Below are 16,014 nucleotides of genomic sequence, written 5' to 3'. Positions count from 1 at the left end.
GCAAAAGCGAACAAGGCAGCAAGAGGTGAGAATGTGAAAGGTGAGTTTCCGGTTATAACGACCGAACGTCTCGTATTACGAAAAATGGTAGCGACGGACAGCAAGGACATGTTGGAATACTTTTCAGATGAGCAGGTTATGAAGTTTTATGGACTGAGCCCGTTTGAGTCTGAACAGGATGTACTGGATGAGATCAGTTGGTATGATCGGATTTTTGAGACAGATCAGGGAATACGCTGGGCTCTTCAAACGAATGAAGGTAAAATCATCGGTTCTTGCGGGTTTCATAACTGGGACCAACGTCATCACCGGGCAGAAATGGGCTATGAATTGTCCAGAGACTATTGGGGCCAAGGGTTAATGTTGGAGGTACTTGTAGCTGTAATCGACTATGGGTTTAATACCCTCTCATTGAACCGCATTCAGGCGCTAGTAGAGCCAGAGAATGCACAATCCTTGCGTTTGCTCGAAAAAGCAGGCTTTCGGCAGGAAGGGCTCCTCTCCCAATATGAATTTACGTCCGGGAAATATGATGATCTTTACATGTGCGCGTTGGTCAAATCAGAGTATATCAATCGTTCTCAGTAATGATAGATGTAGGTGAATCAAGCAGGGGAGCATGGATAGGAAGAAGGTTGATCATTGTACAACATGATCGACCTTCTTTTTGGATAAAGCAATAAAAAACCCCTTAAAGAAGGGGATTGGTGCTGGGTGTTGTAGGGTTACAATTCGTGTCGCTAAGATCAGGATTGGTAGAGAGGTCGCGATAATGGCTGAGCTTATATTTAATAATTTTTTGGGTCTCCATAAGTCTGGAGATTTCTTGTTGAATCTTCTGATTATGTTTTTCAAGTAAGGAGTGTCTAATCGGAATGGTGCTGTTGCCTTGCATCGAAAGTTCTCGATAATGCTTCATTTCCTCTATGGTCATTCCAGTGGCTTTTAATCGGGTTAGAAAGATAATCCCCAGAATCTGATCTCTACTGTAGAACCTGTGTCCGTTAGCCTTTCGTTCTGCATAAGGCAGCAAGCCAATTCGCTCGTAATAGCGTATGGTATCCTCTGTTAAACCTGTTAGTTCTGCAGCTTGACGAATAGAGGTTATCGTCTCCGGAATTTCCTGCAAAGTACCCCACTCCTTCACTGTAACGATTACCAAGGCACTTCTCCATTCGAGTCGAAAAATCCTCCTGACGGCCCGTCATTATTTAAAGCGGCTAAACGTACAACGACAGCAGCAGCCTGTTGTACCGAACCCGGTCCTGTAAAGCCGTTTAAGTCAGTGGCGGTAAAGCCAGGGTCAGCCGAATTAATTTTGAGAGGTGAGTCTTTGAATTCTTTGGCAAGGGTGACGGTGAACATATTAACCGCTGCTTTGCTGCTATTGTAGGCAAGCAAATTAAATTGTGCATGCTCATGTTCAGGATCGCTATTATAGGTTAATGAACCGAGGCCACTCGACAAGTTAACGATTCTACCGCATGGAGATTCTTGCAATAAAGGCAGCATGGCTTGCGTCACGGCGACCAAACCGAAAAAGTTTGTTTCATACGTTTCTCTTAAATCGTCCAAAGAAAACTGACTTGGAGGAGTGGCTCCTCCCAAAGATATACCGGCATTGTTGATGAGTACATCAAGGGAACCGAATTCTTGTTTGATCTGTTGGACTGCGGAATCAATCGTACTGTGATTCGTCACGTCTAACAAAATCAATCGGGCTTTTACTCCCTCATTAGCCAACTTAGCCACCGCTTCCCGGCCGCTCTGCTCATTCCGTGAGCCAATCAGGATTGTATAACCCATACCCCCCAATTGTCTGGCTGTTTCATACCCGATGCCTTTGTTGGCCCCAGTAATAAGAACTGTTTTTCCAATGGTCATGAGTGATTCCTCTTTTCATTATTCTTGAATTTGGCGGCCACCATGCTTTAAATGTACTACTTGGAGTATACTTAAAGTCAACACAAAACCAGCAAAAATATAGCTCGAAATGCCGTGGACATTCTTTAACTTGGAAGATGGGAGAATGGAATGAATAAAAGGCAAATGGAAATTTTACGCATGTTGTTAACTGAACCGGACCGGTTGTGGTTAGCGCAGGATCTGGCGGATCTGACCGACTGCTCTGAAAAGACGATCCGCAACGATCTGAAAGTAATTGAAGATTATATCGTCAAGCATTCTGATGCCAATCTGGTGAGAAGGCCGGGACGCGGCATTTATCTGGAGATGGGTGAAGCGGATCAGAATGAATTGTTCCATCGACTGTATGCGGACGAGAGTACGGCCCAACATGAGTCGGATGAGGAAAGGGTACTGCATCTCGCCTATCGGCTCTTGATGAATGCCAAGCCTGTGACCATCCAGGATCTAGCTTCACAGTATTATGTGAACAAGACGGTAATTCGTAGAGATATGGAGAAGATTGATGGCTGGCTACACAGCTTTGATCTGGCCTTAATTACCAAGCAGCGCGTAGGCTTGACCATCCTAGGCTCTGAGAAAAATAAGCGCATCGCTTTGGCGCGGATGAACCAGCTGATTGACAGTCCTGAGTTAACAGGACAGTTGATGCGCAAACAGTTTGAATCGCACGAGATTACAACCATAAATCATGAATTAAAAGCATTGCAAAAACGCAATGAGCTCAGCTTTACTGACGAAGCTTTCGAAGCTCTAATGCTGCATATCCTCTTAATGGTCAAACGAACCAAGATGGGACAACCCATTTCCCTCTCCAAGCAGGACATTGCCTTTTTGCAGGAGAGACGCGAATTTACATGGGCTATGTCTTTTTTGCAGCAGTTGCAAAAGTTGTTTGCCGTGCCTTTTTCCAAGGAAGAGACAGCGTATTTAACTCTGCACCTGCTTAGCGGGAAGTTCCGTTACCAGCAGGAGGAAAGAACAGGAAAACAAGGTGAGCTGGCAGATAGCCACCCGCTTTTGCCTGAGTTGATTGAGCAGTTAGTCCGGCGGATGTCCGAGCTGAATATGATTGCCTTTTCCAAGGACAAGATGTTGCTGAAAGGGTTGAATGTCCATTTATATACGACCCTGAACCGTCTTCAATATGGGTTGACCGTGTCCAATCCTATGCTGGCCGAGATCAAGAAGATGTACCCCTACATGTTCGACCGAGTTATTATTACGCTGGAAGAGGTGGGGAGATGGGTCCGGCTATCATTCCCCGAGGAGGAAGCGGCGTATTTAACGCTGCATTTTCAGGCTTCTGTGGAGCGATTGCACCGGAAAGAGAGTCATCCCCAGAGAGCCATTATCGTGTGTCACATGGGCATCGGTATGTCCCAACTGCTGCGCACCAAGGTGGAACGTAAATTTCCGGCTGTACATGTGGAGACCACCCTTTCCAAAGCAGAAGTCCAGGACTATCTGGCAGCCCAGGAGGTGGATCTCGTCATTACCACTGTAGATCTCCCAGAGATGAACATTCCGCACATTCTCGTCTCTCCCTTGCTGGATGCCAAGGACGAACGTCGACTGGAGCAAGTGATCCGACGACTGGATGAGCCGGAACATAGGGCAGCAGAAGAATCGGTATTTTTTAAATATACAACACCTTTTTTGGTCTTTCCCCAGCAGGAAGTGCAGCATCCGGAACAATTGATCTCCAAGCTGGCGCAAATACTGGAGGACAAAGGATATGTGGAGCCCGGTTATGTGGACAGCGTACTGGCGCGTGAGAAAATGTCGGCTACGACGATTGGAGGAGGCATAGCTATCCCGCATGGCGGTTCTGAATGGATAAGGCAGTCCTCTATTGTAATCGCTACCTTGAAGCAGCCGCTTACCTGGGGGACCGAGAAAGTAGAGCTTGTGTTCTTGCTTGCGGTTAAACAGGATGGGCGGGAAGAGATGCGCCAGTTATTCAAGGAATTGTCCCTGATCAGTGAGCAACCTGCTTTAGTTCATGCCTTATCTAAGGAGACCGATGCGATGAGATTATTAGGGAGAATGAAGGGATAAACTAAAATCAAAAAGCTGTGCTCTGGAGCAGGACTTATAGTTAAGTCCTGTTTTTTGTCGGTATAATTCCGTTTTTCCGAAAGTTCCGGTAAAAAGTTCGTCCGATAACAGCAAGATAGGCGTTTATACTATCAATGTAAGCGGAAACAACAGAGAGAAGGGGAATGACTATGAAGATATTAGCGATTACCTCATGTCCTAACGGAATTGCACATACGTATATGGCAGCTGAGAATCTGCAAAAGGCAGCAGCAAAGCTGGGCATCGAAATGAAGGTCGAGACGCAAGGCTCCATTGGAGTTGAAAATCAACTGACCGAGCAGGATATCCGTGAGGCAGATGGCATTATTATTGCAGCGGATAAAACGGTGGTTAAAGACCGCTTCGTCGGTAAGAAACTGCTGGTCGTTGGCGTACAGGATGGCATTCGCCGTCCAGAAGAATTGATCCAGCGGGTGATGAAGGGGAATGTACCTGTGCACCAAGCAGAGTCACGTACTGCCGAAGGTAGCTCACAGGAGAACAAACCGAAACAAAATCCCATCTACCGACACTTGATGAACGGTGTGTCCTATATGGTACCCTTCATCGTCATTGGGGGATTGCTCATTGCCATTGCGTTGACGATTGGCGGTGAGAAGACACCAGGCGGTCTGGTTATACCGGACGGTTCATTTTGGAAGACGGTTCAGGATATCGGCTCAGCTTCGTTTACCTTTATGATACCGATCCTCGCCGGATTTATCGCAATGAGTATTGCGGATAGACCGGGGCTTGCACCGGGTATGGTTGGCGGATTCATTGCTGCGAACGGCAGTTTTTATGGAAGTGAGGCGGGGGCCGGATTTATCGGCGGGATTATCGCTGGTTTTCTGGCGGGTTATGTTGCACTGGGTATTCGGAAAATGAAGGTTGGGCGAGCGTTACAGCCGATCATGCCTATTATTATTATCCCTGTATTGGCATCGTTAATTGTTGGATTAATCTTTGTCTTTGTGATTGGTGCTCCAGTCGCACAATTGTTTGAAGCTTTAACGGGCTGGCTTGCAGGTATGCAAGGTACAAGTTCAATTCTACTAGCATTGATTCTAGGTGCGATGATCTCCTTTGATATGGGCGGCCCTGTGAACAAAGTTGCTTTCTTATTCGGTTCGGCCATGATCGGCGAAGGGAATTATGAAATTATGGGGCCAATCGCCGTTGCGATTTGTATTCCGCCGATTGGGATGGGACTTGCAGCGATGATCAACAAACGTAAATTTGCACCTGCGGAACGCGAGGCCGGGAAGGCAACATTCACGATGGGGTTGTTCGGGATTACCGAAGGTGCGATTCCATTCGCGGCGCAAGATCCACTGCGTGTTATTCCCAGTATTATGGTAGGGTCCATGGTCGGTTCTGTCATCGCCATGTTGGGAAATGTAGGTGATAAGGTAGCTCACGGTGGACCGATTGTAGCTGTACTTGGTGCAGTGGACCATGTGCTTATGTTCTTCATTGCCGTTATTGTCGGCGTAGCCGTATCGGTTGTCCTGGTGAGCTTGCTGAAAAAAGATATTGCAGCAACTGTAACTCCGGATGCTGCTGGGGAAGCGATGCCTGGACATTCTACCGCAGGAGCTGGACAATCTGCGATTACTACAACGGCCGTTGCGGAGTCATCAGTTTCAACAACTGTCACAAGTAACGGGCCAGCCGTGTCTTCGCAAGGCATTCACATTGAGAAACTGACGGATATTGTAACGATGGATCTGATTAATTTGGATCTGGAAGGAACGACACGAGATGCTGTGGTTGATGAAATGATCGGAGCACTTGAGAGAACTGGAGCTGTAAGCTCTGCCAGTGATTTCAAACAGGCGATATTAGCCAGAGAGGAAGAAGGATCAACAGGCATTGGAATGAATATTGCCATTCCTCATGGCAAATCGGAAGCTGTCCTGAAGCCAAGCGTGGTATTTGGCATCAAGCAAGGCGGTGTTGACTGGAATAGTGCAGACGGAAGTGAAGCAAAACTGATCTTTATGATTGCCGTACCGCGCAACAGCAAGGAAAATGCGCATCTGAAAGTGCTGCAAATGTTATCGCGTAAGCTGATGGACGATCATTTCAGAGAGGCGCTTCTGGCAGTTACTACGAAGGAAGAAGCATATCAATTGCTGGATCAGGTGCATTAATTCAATGCGATAAGAACCTAAAATAAAGAAAAGAGGCTCCCGAAGTTTCAGCCGGGAGCCTTTTTTTTGAGAAGGTCTTTGCGTGAGTCAGCGGCGTTCACCGCGTGATATAAGTATGATGCCGAGAAATACAAAGCCTGCACCAGCCAGATGAGCAAATGAGAAGGATTCACGGAGGATGATATAGGACAGCAGCAGTGTGCTGACGGGAATACAACCCGTGTATACAGCTGCTGTACTAGCCGGTACTCTTGATACACCCCTAAACCATAATACGTAGCCTAATGCGGTGACAAAGATACCATAATATAAGACTAGCCCAATCTCCCCTACACCAACGTGGTTAAAGTTGAACTGTTGGGCCTCCACAAAGGAACAAGCCAGGAACATGAGGAATGAAAAGAGTGTTATATACATGGTTCCAAGCAGGGAAGAGACATGGCTGGATAGCATCTTGCGTAACACTGTCAGTGCCGCTTCTCCGAACACAGCAGACAGAACAAGCAGCAGGCCAATGAACGAGGTTGCGTTAGGAGCATTGAACCAGAGCGCCGATATGTGAGGTGCTTGTAGTGCCAAAACACCGAGCAGTGAACAGGCAATCCCTAGTCCGGGGCGGAGCGTAATCTTTTCTCTCAGCAGCACATACGAAAGAAGTACAACAATAGCTGGGGTTAAGCTAGTTAAAATTCCGCTTTCGGAAGCAGAGGCGTAGGCCAGCCCGTACAGCATTAGGACACGGAAGAGAAACATGCCGACCAGTGCTTGAATGAACAGGATTAAGGCATCCCGTTTGCTGATCCTTAATGAATACTTCTTGATGAATACAATGGGTACCAAGAACAGAAGGGCAACAGCCAGACTGGCAGATTGCGATAAAAAAACAGGCAGCTGCATCACGACCAGTTTGCCGACTACCACAGAACTGCCGACAATGGAAGTGGCGATCACTAACTCCATGTAAGTCGAAAAGGTTGGTTTGTTCATTTTATCTCACCTCTTGTACAGATATTGATATATACTGTAGCAATAGAAACTGGGCACTTGTAGATCCAGTTGAAGAGGTTTTCGACAGTACCGCTTGGGGGGTAGCTATGTGGTTATCTATCGATAAGAATGTGACAGTTCCGATGCTGCGTCAGGTATATCAAGCAATACGGGACCGTATTTTAGCTGGAGAACTGAATGCAGGGTATAAACTTCCTTCGACCCGGGTGCTGGCCTTACAGTTGAACGTTTCCCGGAATGTTATCCTCGAAGCTTATGAAATGCTGCTAGCCGAAGGCTTAGCCATTGCGCGCTCAGGTTCAGGAACTTATGTAGCCGAAGGGGCCGTCCTTCCAGGTTATGTATCCGCACCGCCTATCGAGGCGTCTGCGTCTGCAGTGGAATCTGCATATTCAAATGAGATGTCAGTAATTTCCTTCCGGACAGGCCTTCCTGCATTGGAATTATTTCCGCGCAAATCATGGGCTGACTTGCTTCAGAGCGTATGCAAAGAGGCTCCTGATCTGGCACTAGGTTATGGCGATCCTGCTGGAGAGCCTGAGTTACGCAGGGAGCTAGCCGACTATTTGAGTCACACCAGAGGAGTGAAAGTCAGCCCGGAACATATTGTAATCACTAGCGGAGCAGTACAAGCGATTCAGCTTGTCACCCGTCTGTTACTGTCAGCTGGAGATGAAGCCCTGGTAGAGGAACCGACAAATGAAGATTTAAAAAGCATTCTGGCGGCCACAGGAGCCACACTGCGGAGTATGACTGTTGATGATTCGGGAGTTATAACAGCCGATCTGCCACAAAAGAAACACCCCAAACTGGCATATCTGACACCCTCGCACCAGTTCCCGCTGGGGGGTATCTTGCCGATCCAAAGGCGGATCGAGCTAATTCAGTATGCAGCCCGGACAGGATGTCTTCTGCTCGAAGATGATTATGACAGTGAGTTCCGGTATGACGGGGCGCCCGTCCACTCCTTGCAGAGTCTGGACCCAGAACGGGTGCTATATGTCGGGACGTTTAGCAAAATATTATTCCCCGCGCTGAGGATCGGCTATATTGTTCTTCCCTCGTCACGAGTCGCTGATTTTATCCGTTTAAAGCAACTGGCGGATTACCAGACGGCGAGCCTGGAGCAAATTGTGTTGAGTCGGTTTATCAGGAAGCGACTCCTTCATAAACATGTACATAAGATGAAGAAAGTGTATGCCAAGCGTCGTCAAGTCCTGCTTGATAGCCTTGAGCAGCATTTTACAGGGCAATATCGGGTGTGTGGCCGATCGGCGGGTTTACATTTGGTAGCAGAGTTTCAGTTCCCGTTCCGAGAGGATTTGCCGAAATGTCTCCATAGTCAAAATGTATTTGCGGCACAGCTTGAAGGGAACCGGCTGCTCATGGGCTATGGGCATCTAAAGGAAAATGAAATTCGTGAAGGGGTTCGCAGAATCAGGAACGCACTGCAACGGTAGTAAACGCGAAAGCAGCCTATCCTTAGGTGAGGATAGGCTGCCCTTTTCATAGCAAGATATTGTGTTCCATCATCACTATTCATACGAGGTTTGAGCCACGCGTACTAGCATATGGGCAAGCGCATGCTGCTGCTCCTTGTCCCCCGCTTTCCACAGCTCCTGGAGGAGCTTCTCCTCGCGATTTCGCGGTTCTTCTTTGGCTGCCAGATATCCAGCTATCTTCTCAGCTGCTTTTGCGATCAATTCTTCATTCAAACCAATATTTTGAGCCATTTCAATCTTGTCGCTCAAATAACTTTTGAATGAATCAAAGCTGCCCAGAATGTCATCCTTTTTGCTGTCGTCTATCCGATTTAATACGTCATCTACCTTGTTCAAGGCCACTTCGCCTTCCTTATTCACAGCATGATTATGCTCTGCCATTTCTAACGCCTCCTCAAGATCGTTTTCTAGGATAAGGACTGCTTACGGTACGGTAGTACTTACCCCGGCTAACCAAAATGAAACCGATGAGAAGCGGAGTATTGCGGAGGTAATCGCTACATAAAGTCAAAAAAATAACGGATCACGTGAAAAAAAACGGGCGAGGTGTAGGTCAAGCTATCCACCCGACTTAAGTAGCTTTTTTTCAAAGCATCGAACTTGTCATCATCGCCGATTAATAAATCCCGCTTTAGCACGGAAACCGTTAAGCTGCCGAAGAAACCGCTCAAGCTGATCAGCATGCCGAAAATAATTCCAAATTTCAGGTCAAACGGCGTCAGATAGGGATAGATGAAATAGGAAGCCGCTATAGTTACGGGAAAAGCGAGTGCAAAGCCTTCCCAAGTTATATTGGGATTGGACGTCGGGACGATTTTCCGCTTTCCGAAATAAAGTGATGCAAGATAGTGTACGACATCATTGAGCTGCGTTAGTACCACTAGAAAAAGTACAAGTTTCGCTCCGTATTGCGGCGTAGCAAACTGAAAATAGGCCAGATGACTCAACCCGAAAACCATTAGCATGAGTCCCCACTGGGTCGAGCTGACACTGCGCAGAAATCCAACCGTTCCTTTGTTGATCAATCGTGGGAGCGGTAGCAGTAAGAATACATAGATAGGAATAAAGACAATAAACATTCCGTACCACCCGATATAAATCCAGTAAAATTGTACGGGAATCGCCAAGTACGCCCATAGAAACAATCTGCGATCAGCTTTTCTGGATCTAATCATGGAAAAGTATTCTTTTAGCGCAAAAAAGGTGAGTGCCATCAGGGAAAGCAGTGAAACGATCGGATTGAAAAGAGTTGCCAAGCAAAAGATAAAGAACATACCCCACCATGTCTTGATGCGAAGCCCAATAGCTGCATAGTCTTTGTCTGGCTGTGTTTTGACTACTACTATGTAAATCAGATGGATGACCAATAAGGCTGTAAAAATAAGGATTAACGTAAATAGCGAACTGTCCATTACCACTCACCAACTTATCACGAAATAGGGTTCCATTAGGGTTCCTATGTTATTATGAAGGAATAATTCAAACTTGATAAGGGGAAATTTCGTAAATGGTAGCAGATCAATCCGTCTTTATCTTGCTTACGAATACGGGAACGTTTCTTACGAGAGTCATTAAAAGCTATACGAGAGCGCCATATAATCACGCCTCCATTTCCTTCAACCGGGAACTTTCGGAGTTATACAGCTTCGGGAGAAAGACCCCTAATAACCCTCTGGATGGTGGTTTCGTGAAAGAGGATATTAAGACAGGTACATACAGCAGATTTCCGAATACAACATGTGTTATCTACGAGCTTCAAGTAACCGACCGTGAAGTTGAAAAAATGAAGCGAGTTTTACATGTATTTATCCGAAGTCGTCAAAAATATATGTATAACTTACTGGGTTTGATTGGTATTGCACTCAAAGAACCAGTCGAGTTCAGCAATTCTTATTTTTGTTCGCAATTCGTTGCGGAAATTTTACAGCGATCCGGCATAAAAATATGGAACAAGCTGCCCGCTCTTGTTACGCCAGACGATTTTCGGCAAAGTGATCGATTCCATTTGATCTACGAGGGGAAATTGAGCGAGTATGATCCTCAAGCTTGAGGATCAGCACCGCATAACTTAGACCTATTCCGGCACAATTACCTCAATATGACGCGGTAAAATACCAAGGTCGATAGGCAAAGACGGCCCTTCCTCGCCATCTACATTCGTACTGATCGGTTCTGCGGAGCTGACACTTACATGCTTTGCGGTAAAGTAAATAATATCACTATGATCCTTCAGGTTACCTAAAAATAAGGATATGCTGGCCGTCACGGTGTTCAATATATTAAGGTTTTTGAAAATAAAGCAGTGAAGCAGACCATCGTCAACAGCCGCATCGGGCGCCAGTTTCTCGAAACCGCCGACTGAATTGGTTAAAGCAGCCAAAAAGAGTGGGGATTCACCTTCCCAGGTTTTGTCATCATAGCGGACGATAAGTGAGTGGGCAGGATGGCCGATAAGCTCTTTCATGCCTTCTTTGAAGTAGGCAAATGTGCCAAACATGGACTTATCGTCTGATGATACAGCTGATAGTGATTCAGCAAGCGAACCTGTGGCAACAACATTGGCAAACATTCGGCCGTTTAAGAGGCCCATATCTACGTTTTTCACGCGGGCAGAAGTCAGTATACGGATCGCCAGCTCGGGACTTAGCGGAATTTGCAAGGCACGGGCAAAATCATTGACTGTCCCAAGGGGGATGATCCCCAGTCTTGGGCGATGGTCTTGATCAATGAAACCGTTGATGGTTTCGTGAAGTGTGCCATCCCCGCCGATGGAAACGACTAGGTCACAAGCTTCCTCACACGCATTAACGCAAAAACGGGTGGCGTCCAGTTCCTTTGCCGTTTCTTTAACCGTAACAACGTATCCTTGATCACGTAGAATTTCTTCTACGTTTCTGACATGTTGGAGAGATTCCTCTTTGCCGGAAGAGGGATTTACAATGACCATAGCTTTTTTCATATACATGTTCCTTTCTCTGGGGAGAGTTTGTTGTACCAACTCTTACCCGAAAAGCAGACCTTTAGACTCTAGATTAGACATGCGTTATATTTTAGTTACTATATAAAAGTAAATACAATCTGAATGGAGGATTTCAAATGAAAATCGCATTAACAGGAGCAACGGGGCAATTGGGTTCCATCGTGGTAGATACGTTGCTTACATCTGTCTCCACAAACGATCTTATTGTTAGTGTAAGAAATCCAGAAAAAGCAGAGAACTTACGGTCTCGTGGCGTTGATGTTCGTCATGGCGACTTTGATAAACCGGAGACGCTGGATCAGGCGTTTGCTGGAGTAGACCGATTGCTGATTATATCCGCAGACGGGGATAATGATACTAGAATCCGTCAGCATAAAGCGGCTGTTGATGCTGCTGTACGTGCTGGAGTAGGCTTCATCGCCTATACTAGCGCCGCCAATGCCGCTGACAGTACTCTATTCCTTGCACCCGTACATCGCATCACGGAGGAGTTCATTCGCGAGTCAGGTATTCCTTACTCCTTCTTGCGTAATAATTGGTACCTGGAGAATGAGGCAGGCACGATCCAATCCGTACTCGCGGGGGCTCCTTGGCTTACCTCGGCAGGGACCGGTAAAGTAGGTTGGGCTACCCGCGCAGATTATGCGCAAGCAGCTGCAACCGTTTTGTCTGGCGAAGGGCATGAGAATACAATATATGAGCTCTCCGGTAAGCCGATTACCCAAGAAGAGTTTGCAGCGATACTGGCTGAGGTTCTAGGCAAAGATGTTCCTGTACAGCAGGTGGATGATGCTACGTATGCCGAGGTTATGCTCGGTGCGGGAGTCCCGGAAGGTGCAATCCCTATTGTGGTCGGTATTCAACAAGCGATTCGTGAAGGAGCCTTGGATGTCGTAAGCAGCGATTTTGAAAAGCTGTTGAAACGCTCCCTTACACCGCTTAGCCAAGGAATTAGTGAACTAATCAAGCAAATCCAAGCATAATAAACGTGCCGTAAAACGGATGCTGCCTACCTAGGCAACATCCGTTTTTAGTTATATGTTCACCTATGGACATTTTCAGCAGACAGAACGCTTACATATGAGGTGCAACAATACTCAGATTAGTTTCATCCATGAGTGGAATCGTGACGGATTATCCAATATACTTGTAGGGAACTCCAAGGAAGACTTGGAGCAAGCTTGGTCTATCCAGGGAAGCTTAGCACAGCAGTAGAATTTGAAAATGAATGGAGTACATAATACCATGTCTAATTTACCAAATTGTCCTGAATGTAATTCAGAGTACACTTATGAGGATCGCAGTCTTTTCATTTGTCCGGAATGCGCTCATGAGTGGTCTACCGAGTCAGAAGCGGTAAGCAGTGAAGACATTAAGATCGTCAAAGATGCGAATGGTAACATTCTGCAGGATGGTGACTCTGTAACTGTCATTAAAGACCTTAAAGTGAAGGGAAGCTCATCCGTCTTAAAAATCGGCACCAAAGTAAAAAACATCCGTCTGGTGGATGGCGATCACGATATTGACTGCAAAATTGATGGTTTTGGAGCAATGAAGCTAAAATCGGAGTTTGTAAAAAAGAATTAAAATGTAAGAAAGGAGAAGCCGAGGGCTTCTCCTTTTTTTGTTTATAAGGGCGCTAACCATACGGTTCCTGTTCCCCTGTACACATTTACCAGCCCTTCGCCGGAAGCAGCCGAGCCCATTTTGGTTTTTCCAGATTTTTCGACGGTGAACTGTAAGGTATTGGACCACATGAGGGCAAAGTTACCATCCACCTTCAGCACATCATTTTGCAATTCTATAACGACCGCTTCCTCGGAAGGGATTGGCGCTTGAAGTGCCAGAACTCCTTTTCCGCGGGCGCTTAAATTAAATAACCCTTCTCCACCCAGTGCGGCAGAGGAAAGATTACTACGTGCAACGACGGATATGTCCAGCGTCGTGTCACAAGCCAAAAACAAGCCGTCTTCGATGGCAATATCATCATTGTCGACATCAATAAGCCAAATATATTGGTAGGTAGGCTCCAGCATAATGGTACCCGTGCCTTTATAGTGCGGTTTAATGGCACCTGTCCCTGTTACAGCGCCGGACACCAAGTTTCGCATTAAGCCTCCCACGCCTTTTACACCGGTAGTCATTTCCATGCTACCCACAGTATATTGCATGGCTCCCGCCTTCATCATAATCTCACTATTGTTGATTTCGATCATGAGTTGCTTGCGGCGCATGTTACTTTTGCTCATATAGTAATTGTCTTGCGCAGCCGCAACCGAGGTGCAGCTCAAATCTGTTATGTATTCCAGTACCGTAAATCCGCCTAATTGGTCAGTGATAGCAACATTGCTGTTATCCTTTAAATTATTAATAACAAAAGCCATAAATGTAAGTGCCTCCTTGTTGTATTCATGGTGTGGGGATGGGAAACTTCTTTGTTCCATACAATATTCGACAAAGAGACTTCTTTTCCTGCGGCGAATCTTGACACTTCCCTTGGCTGATTTTCAGACTCAGAAAAGGAGAGCTTGAAAAAGATGCGAAAAAGGTTCAATATAAAGATATCGGTTTTTAAAATGATTGGCTTCGAAAGCAGCCGAATGAGAATGAAACATGAAAATAGGGGGTAGAGCAAGTGGAGATAGGGATAAGCACGTTTGTAGAAACAACGCCGGATCCCCAAACGGGGGAGGTTATCAGTCACGCACAACGAATACGTGAAGTGGTCGAGGAGATTGTGCTTGCAGATCAGGTAGGGCTGGATGTGTACGGCGTCGGGGAGCATCATCGTAAAGATTATGCGGCATCTGCACCTGCTGTTATCCTCGCTGCTGCTGCTGCACAGACCCAACGGATTCGGTTAACCAGTGCAGTTACGGTACTTTCATCGGATGATCCCGTACGTGTGTTTCAGGATTTTGCTACACTGGACGGCATTTCGAATGGACGAGCTGAGATTATGGCAGGCCGGGGCTCTTTTATCGAATCGTTCCCGTTATTTGGGTATGATTTGGATAACTACGATGAGTTATTTGATGAAAAACTGGAGCTGTTATTGAAAATCCGAGAATCCGAGAAAGTCACCTGGAAGGGCGGACATCGGCCTGCAATTCACAATTTGAGCGTGTATCCGCGTCCAGTTCAAAATCCGTTGCCCGTATGGATTGGGAGTGGGGGGAATCAGGAATCTGTGGTTCGTGCAGGATTGCTCGGTTTGCCATTGGTTCTGGCGATTATCGGGGGTAGCCCTGTACAGTTTGCCCCGTTGGTGGAACTATATAAAAAAGCCGCGAGGCATGCCGGTCATGATGCATCGCTGCTTCCGGTTGCATCACACTCACATGGTTTTATCGCAGAGACTACTGAGCTGGCAGCGGATAAGTTCTTCCCTTCCACTCAGCAGAGCATGAATGTGCTTGGGCGTGAACGCGGTTGGGGCCCTTACACTCGCTCCAGCTTCGATGCCGCACGCAGCTTTGAAGGAGCGTTATATGTAGGCGATTCCGACACGGTTGCCCAAAAAATCATTCATCTGCGTAAACAGGTAGGCATTACACGTTTTTTGTTACACGTACCCGTCGGGACGATGCCGCATGATGATGTCATGAGAGCTATTGAGCTATTGGGAACAGAGGTAGCACCACGGGTTCGTGAAGAGATATCCAAGTGGGAATCCGAGAGTAAATAGGTGGATTGATCTCAGTAGACAAAGGAGAAAGGGGCAGACCATGAGCGATATGGCCGCTCCTTTCTTAACTCTAAAATAATCTATATATGAGCTGATCAGATCATTTTTTATTTTGTCCGTTTTTTATGCGTGATGCGCTTTTGCAACAGGGTTTTACCTTGTTTTAGTCTCTTAGGTTTAGCAGGGACTCTGCGCAGGATAGGTTTCTCTTGGATTGCCTTGGAAGGCAATGTCATGCGGAGTGTGGATGATGCAGGTTTTCTTTGACTGCTGCTCGTTACAAAGTTGATGGTGTAGTCCAAGACGAACGGACTAACTGCGATTCTCCGCAGTCCCACGCTTCTACAAGTGGTACAACCTGTATCCCAGCACCAATTGAAGGCATTCTCAGGAACTTGAGTGAAATATGAACCCCGCCATTCGCGTCCAAAATCATCTTCAGCGTAATAAAAGAACGTATTCCCTCCTGCGAAGCCGCTCCAAACCTGAATAGTCTGTCCAGGGTTAACACGGTACCAGCCTGCTTTAGAATAGTTAACAGGAGTACAGCTGAAGTCCGGATAGGCAAAGACCACAAAGATAGCCGCATTGGTACTGTTGCGAAAATTGAGACCCATTTGTCGTCACTTCTTTCCTCATATAGTAATCCTACAGAGTATTCTATGAGAGTTT

Annotated in this window: 16 protein-coding genes; 8 read left to right on the top strand and 8 right to left on the bottom strand. The window is 46.5% G+C overall.

Translation table 11 applies throughout. The annotated features are described in order from the left end of the window. The first annotated feature begins 33 nt into the window (after nt 1–33). Entirely contained in the window at nt 34–588 is a 555-nt protein-coding gene (locus tag MLD56_RS25410) for a GNAT family N-acetyltransferase (RefSeq protein WP_029518871.1), read from the top strand. 103 nt (nt 589–691) lie between these two features. Here the strand turns inward: MLD56_RS25410 and MLD56_RS25405 are convergent, their stop codons facing one another. Together MLD56_RS25405 and MLD56_RS25400 are read right to left on the bottom strand one after the other, a co-directional pair. Then, a complete protein-coding gene (locus MLD56_RS25405; RefSeq protein ID WP_239645250.1) occupies nt 692–1,162 on the bottom strand; it encodes a MerR family transcriptional regulator in 471 nt (156 codons plus the stop codon). Then, nucleotides 1,156–1,884: an SDR family oxidoreductase gene (locus MLD56_RS25400; RefSeq protein WP_029518869.1), complete on the bottom strand. Its 729-nt coding sequence runs from the start codon at nt 1,882–1,884 to the stop codon at nt 1,156–1,158. The genes MLD56_RS25405 and MLD56_RS25400 overlap by 7 nt, the downstream gene beginning before the upstream one ends. A 150-nt stretch (nt 1,885–2,034) precedes the next feature. Between MLD56_RS25400 and MLD56_RS25395 the strand changes: the two genes are divergently transcribed. Together MLD56_RS25395 and MLD56_RS25390 are read left to right on the top strand one after the other, a co-directional pair. After that, on the top strand, nt 2,035–3,987 hold the full coding sequence (locus MLD56_RS25395; RefSeq protein ID WP_029518868.1) for a BglG family transcription antiterminator: 1,953 nt from the start codon (nt 2,035–2,037) through the stop codon (nt 3,985–3,987). A 170-nt stretch (nt 3,988–4,157) separates the two neighbouring features. After that, the gene (locus MLD56_RS25390; protein WP_029518867.1) at nt 4,158–6,164 is read left to right on the top strand and encodes a PTS fructose transporter subunit IIABC; all 2,007 of its coding nucleotides are present in this window, start codon (nt 4,158–4,160) and stop codon (nt 6,162–6,164) included. A gap of 87 nt (nt 6,165–6,251) precedes the next feature. Here MLD56_RS25390 and MLD56_RS25385 read toward each other — a convergent pair whose 3' ends face one another. Further along, on the bottom strand, nt 6,252–7,151 hold the full coding sequence (locus MLD56_RS25385) for a DMT family transporter (protein WP_029518866.1): 900 nt from the start codon (nt 7,149–7,151) through the stop codon (nt 6,252–6,254). A 107-nt stretch (nt 7,152–7,258) separates the two neighbouring features. Here MLD56_RS25385 and MLD56_RS25380 point away from each other — a divergent pair, with 107 nt between their 5' ends. Beyond that, entirely contained in the window at nt 7,259–8,632 is a 1,374-nt protein-coding gene (locus tag MLD56_RS25380) for a MocR-like pyridoxine biosynthesis transcription factor PdxR (protein ID WP_029518865.1), read from the top strand. Nucleotides 8,633–8,707: 75 nt separating this feature from the next. Here MLD56_RS25380 and MLD56_RS25375 read toward each other — a convergent pair whose 3' ends face one another. Then, nucleotides 8,708–9,055: a DUF3243 domain-containing protein gene (locus MLD56_RS25375; protein ID WP_029518864.1), complete on the bottom strand. Its 348-nt coding sequence runs from the start codon at nt 9,053–9,055 to the stop codon at nt 8,708–8,710. A gap of 116 nt (nt 9,056–9,171) precedes the next feature. Beyond that, nucleotides 9,172–10,086, bottom strand: coding sequence for a phosphatidate cytidylyltransferase (locus tag MLD56_RS25370; protein WP_029518863.1), 915 nt, complete (start codon nt 10,084–10,086; stop codon nt 9,172–9,174). Nucleotides 10,087–10,181: 95 nt separating this feature from the next. Here MLD56_RS25370 and MLD56_RS25365 point away from each other — a divergent pair, with 95 nt between their 5' ends. Continuing rightward, the gene (locus MLD56_RS25365) at nt 10,182–10,724 is read left to right on the top strand and encodes a hypothetical protein (protein ID WP_023991046.1); all 543 of its coding nucleotides are present in this window, start codon (nt 10,182–10,184) and stop codon (nt 10,722–10,724) included. A 24-nt stretch (nt 10,725–10,748) separates the two neighbouring features. Here MLD56_RS25365 and MLD56_RS25360 read toward each other — a convergent pair whose 3' ends face one another. After that, nucleotides 10,749–11,633 carry a diacylglycerol/lipid kinase family protein gene (locus tag MLD56_RS25360; RefSeq protein ID WP_049817066.1) on the bottom strand — a complete coding sequence of 295 codons (885 nt, stop codon included), beginning with the start codon at nt 11,631–11,633 and terminating at the stop codon, nt 10,749–10,751. Nucleotides 11,634–11,770: 137 nt separating this feature from the next. Between MLD56_RS25360 and MLD56_RS25355 the strand changes: the two genes are divergently transcribed. Both MLD56_RS25355 and MLD56_RS25350 read left to right on the top strand, forming a co-directional pair. Next, on the top strand, nt 11,771–12,637 hold the full coding sequence (locus MLD56_RS25355) for an SDR family oxidoreductase (RefSeq protein ID WP_029518862.1): 867 nt from the start codon (nt 11,771–11,773) through the stop codon (nt 12,635–12,637). 262 nt (nt 12,638–12,899) lie between these two features. Continuing rightward, nucleotides 12,900–13,241 (top strand): zinc ribbon domain-containing protein YjdM, encoded by a 342-nt coding sequence (locus MLD56_RS25350; protein ID WP_029518861.1) that lies wholly within the window; start codon nt 12,900–12,902, stop codon nt 13,239–13,241. Nucleotides 13,242–13,282: 41 nt separating this feature from the next. Here the strand turns inward: MLD56_RS25350 and MLD56_RS25345 are convergent, their stop codons facing one another. Continuing rightward, the gene (locus MLD56_RS25345) at nt 13,283–14,038 is read right to left on the bottom strand and encodes an AIM24 family protein (RefSeq protein ID WP_029518860.1); all 756 of its coding nucleotides are present in this window, start codon (nt 14,036–14,038) and stop codon (nt 13,283–13,285) included. A 251-nt stretch (nt 14,039–14,289) separates the two neighbouring features. Here MLD56_RS25345 and MLD56_RS25340 point away from each other — a divergent pair, with 251 nt between their 5' ends. Continuing rightward, a complete protein-coding gene (locus MLD56_RS25340) occupies nt 14,290–15,342 on the top strand; it encodes an LLM class flavin-dependent oxidoreductase (protein ID WP_029518859.1) in 1,053 nt (350 codons plus the stop codon). Nucleotides 15,343–15,449: 107 nt separating this feature from the next. Here MLD56_RS25340 and MLD56_RS25335 read toward each other — a convergent pair whose 3' ends face one another. Next, on the bottom strand, nt 15,450–15,959 hold the full coding sequence (locus MLD56_RS25335) for a DUF1036 domain-containing protein (RefSeq protein WP_029518858.1): 510 nt from the start codon (nt 15,957–15,959) through the stop codon (nt 15,450–15,452). Nucleotides 15,960–16,014 lie beyond the last annotated feature (55 nt).

Origin of the sequence: Paenibacillus peoriae (assembly GCF_022531965.1) — a bacterium.
In the GTDB taxonomy this organism is placed as follows: Bacteria; Bacillota; Bacilli; order Paenibacillales; family Paenibacillaceae; genus Paenibacillus; species Paenibacillus polymyxa_D.
Note: the sequence above shows the minus strand (reverse complement) of the source record. Positions and strands in the feature narration are given on the sequence as shown.

Bases quoted from the DNA above. Each gene is read 5' to 3' on its own strand.
- MLD56_RS25385 (WP_029518866.1), bottom strand. From the start codon at position 7,151: ATGAACAAACCAACCTTTTCGACTTACATGGAGTTAGTGATCGCCACT.
- MLD56_RS25360 (WP_049817066.1), bottom strand. From the start codon at position 11,633: ATGAAAAAAGCTATGGTCATTGTAAATCCCTCTTCCGGCAAAGAGGAA.
- MLD56_RS25365 (WP_023991046.1), top strand. From the start codon at position 10,182: ATGGTAGCAGATCAATCCGTCTTTATCTTGCTTACGAATACGGGAACG.
- MLD56_RS25380 (WP_029518865.1), top strand. From the start codon at position 7,259: ATGTGGTTATCTATCGATAAGAATGTGACAGTTCCGATGCTGCGTCAG.
- MLD56_RS25350 (WP_029518861.1), top strand. From the start codon at position 12,900: ATGTCTAATTTACCAAATTGTCCTGAATGTAATTCAGAGTACACTTAT.
- MLD56_RS25370 (WP_029518863.1), bottom strand. From the start codon at position 10,086: ATGGACAGTTCGCTATTTACGTTAATCCTTATTTTTACAGCCTTATTG.
- MLD56_RS25335 (WP_029518858.1), bottom strand. From the start codon at position 15,959: ATGGGTCTCAATTTTCGCAACAGTACCAATGCGGCTATCTTTGTGGTC.
- MLD56_RS25390 (WP_029518867.1), top strand. From the start codon at position 4,158: ATGAAGATATTAGCGATTACCTCATGTCCTAACGGAATTGCACATACG.
- MLD56_RS25400 (WP_029518869.1), bottom strand. From the start codon at position 1,884: ATGACCATTGGAAAAACAGTTCTTATTACTGGGGCCAACAAAGGCATC.
- MLD56_RS25355 (WP_029518862.1), top strand. From the start codon at position 11,771: ATGAAAATCGCATTAACAGGAGCAACGGGGCAATTGGGTTCCATCGTG.
- MLD56_RS25345 (WP_029518860.1), bottom strand. From the start codon at position 14,038: ATGGCTTTTGTTATTAATAATTTAAAGGATAACAGCAATGTTGCTATC.
- MLD56_RS25375 (WP_029518864.1), bottom strand. From the start codon at position 9,055: ATGGCAGAGCATAATCATGCTGTGAATAAGGAAGGCGAAGTGGCCTTG.
- MLD56_RS25395 (WP_029518868.1), top strand. From the start codon at position 2,035: ATGAATAAAAGGCAAATGGAAATTTTACGCATGTTGTTAACTGAACCG.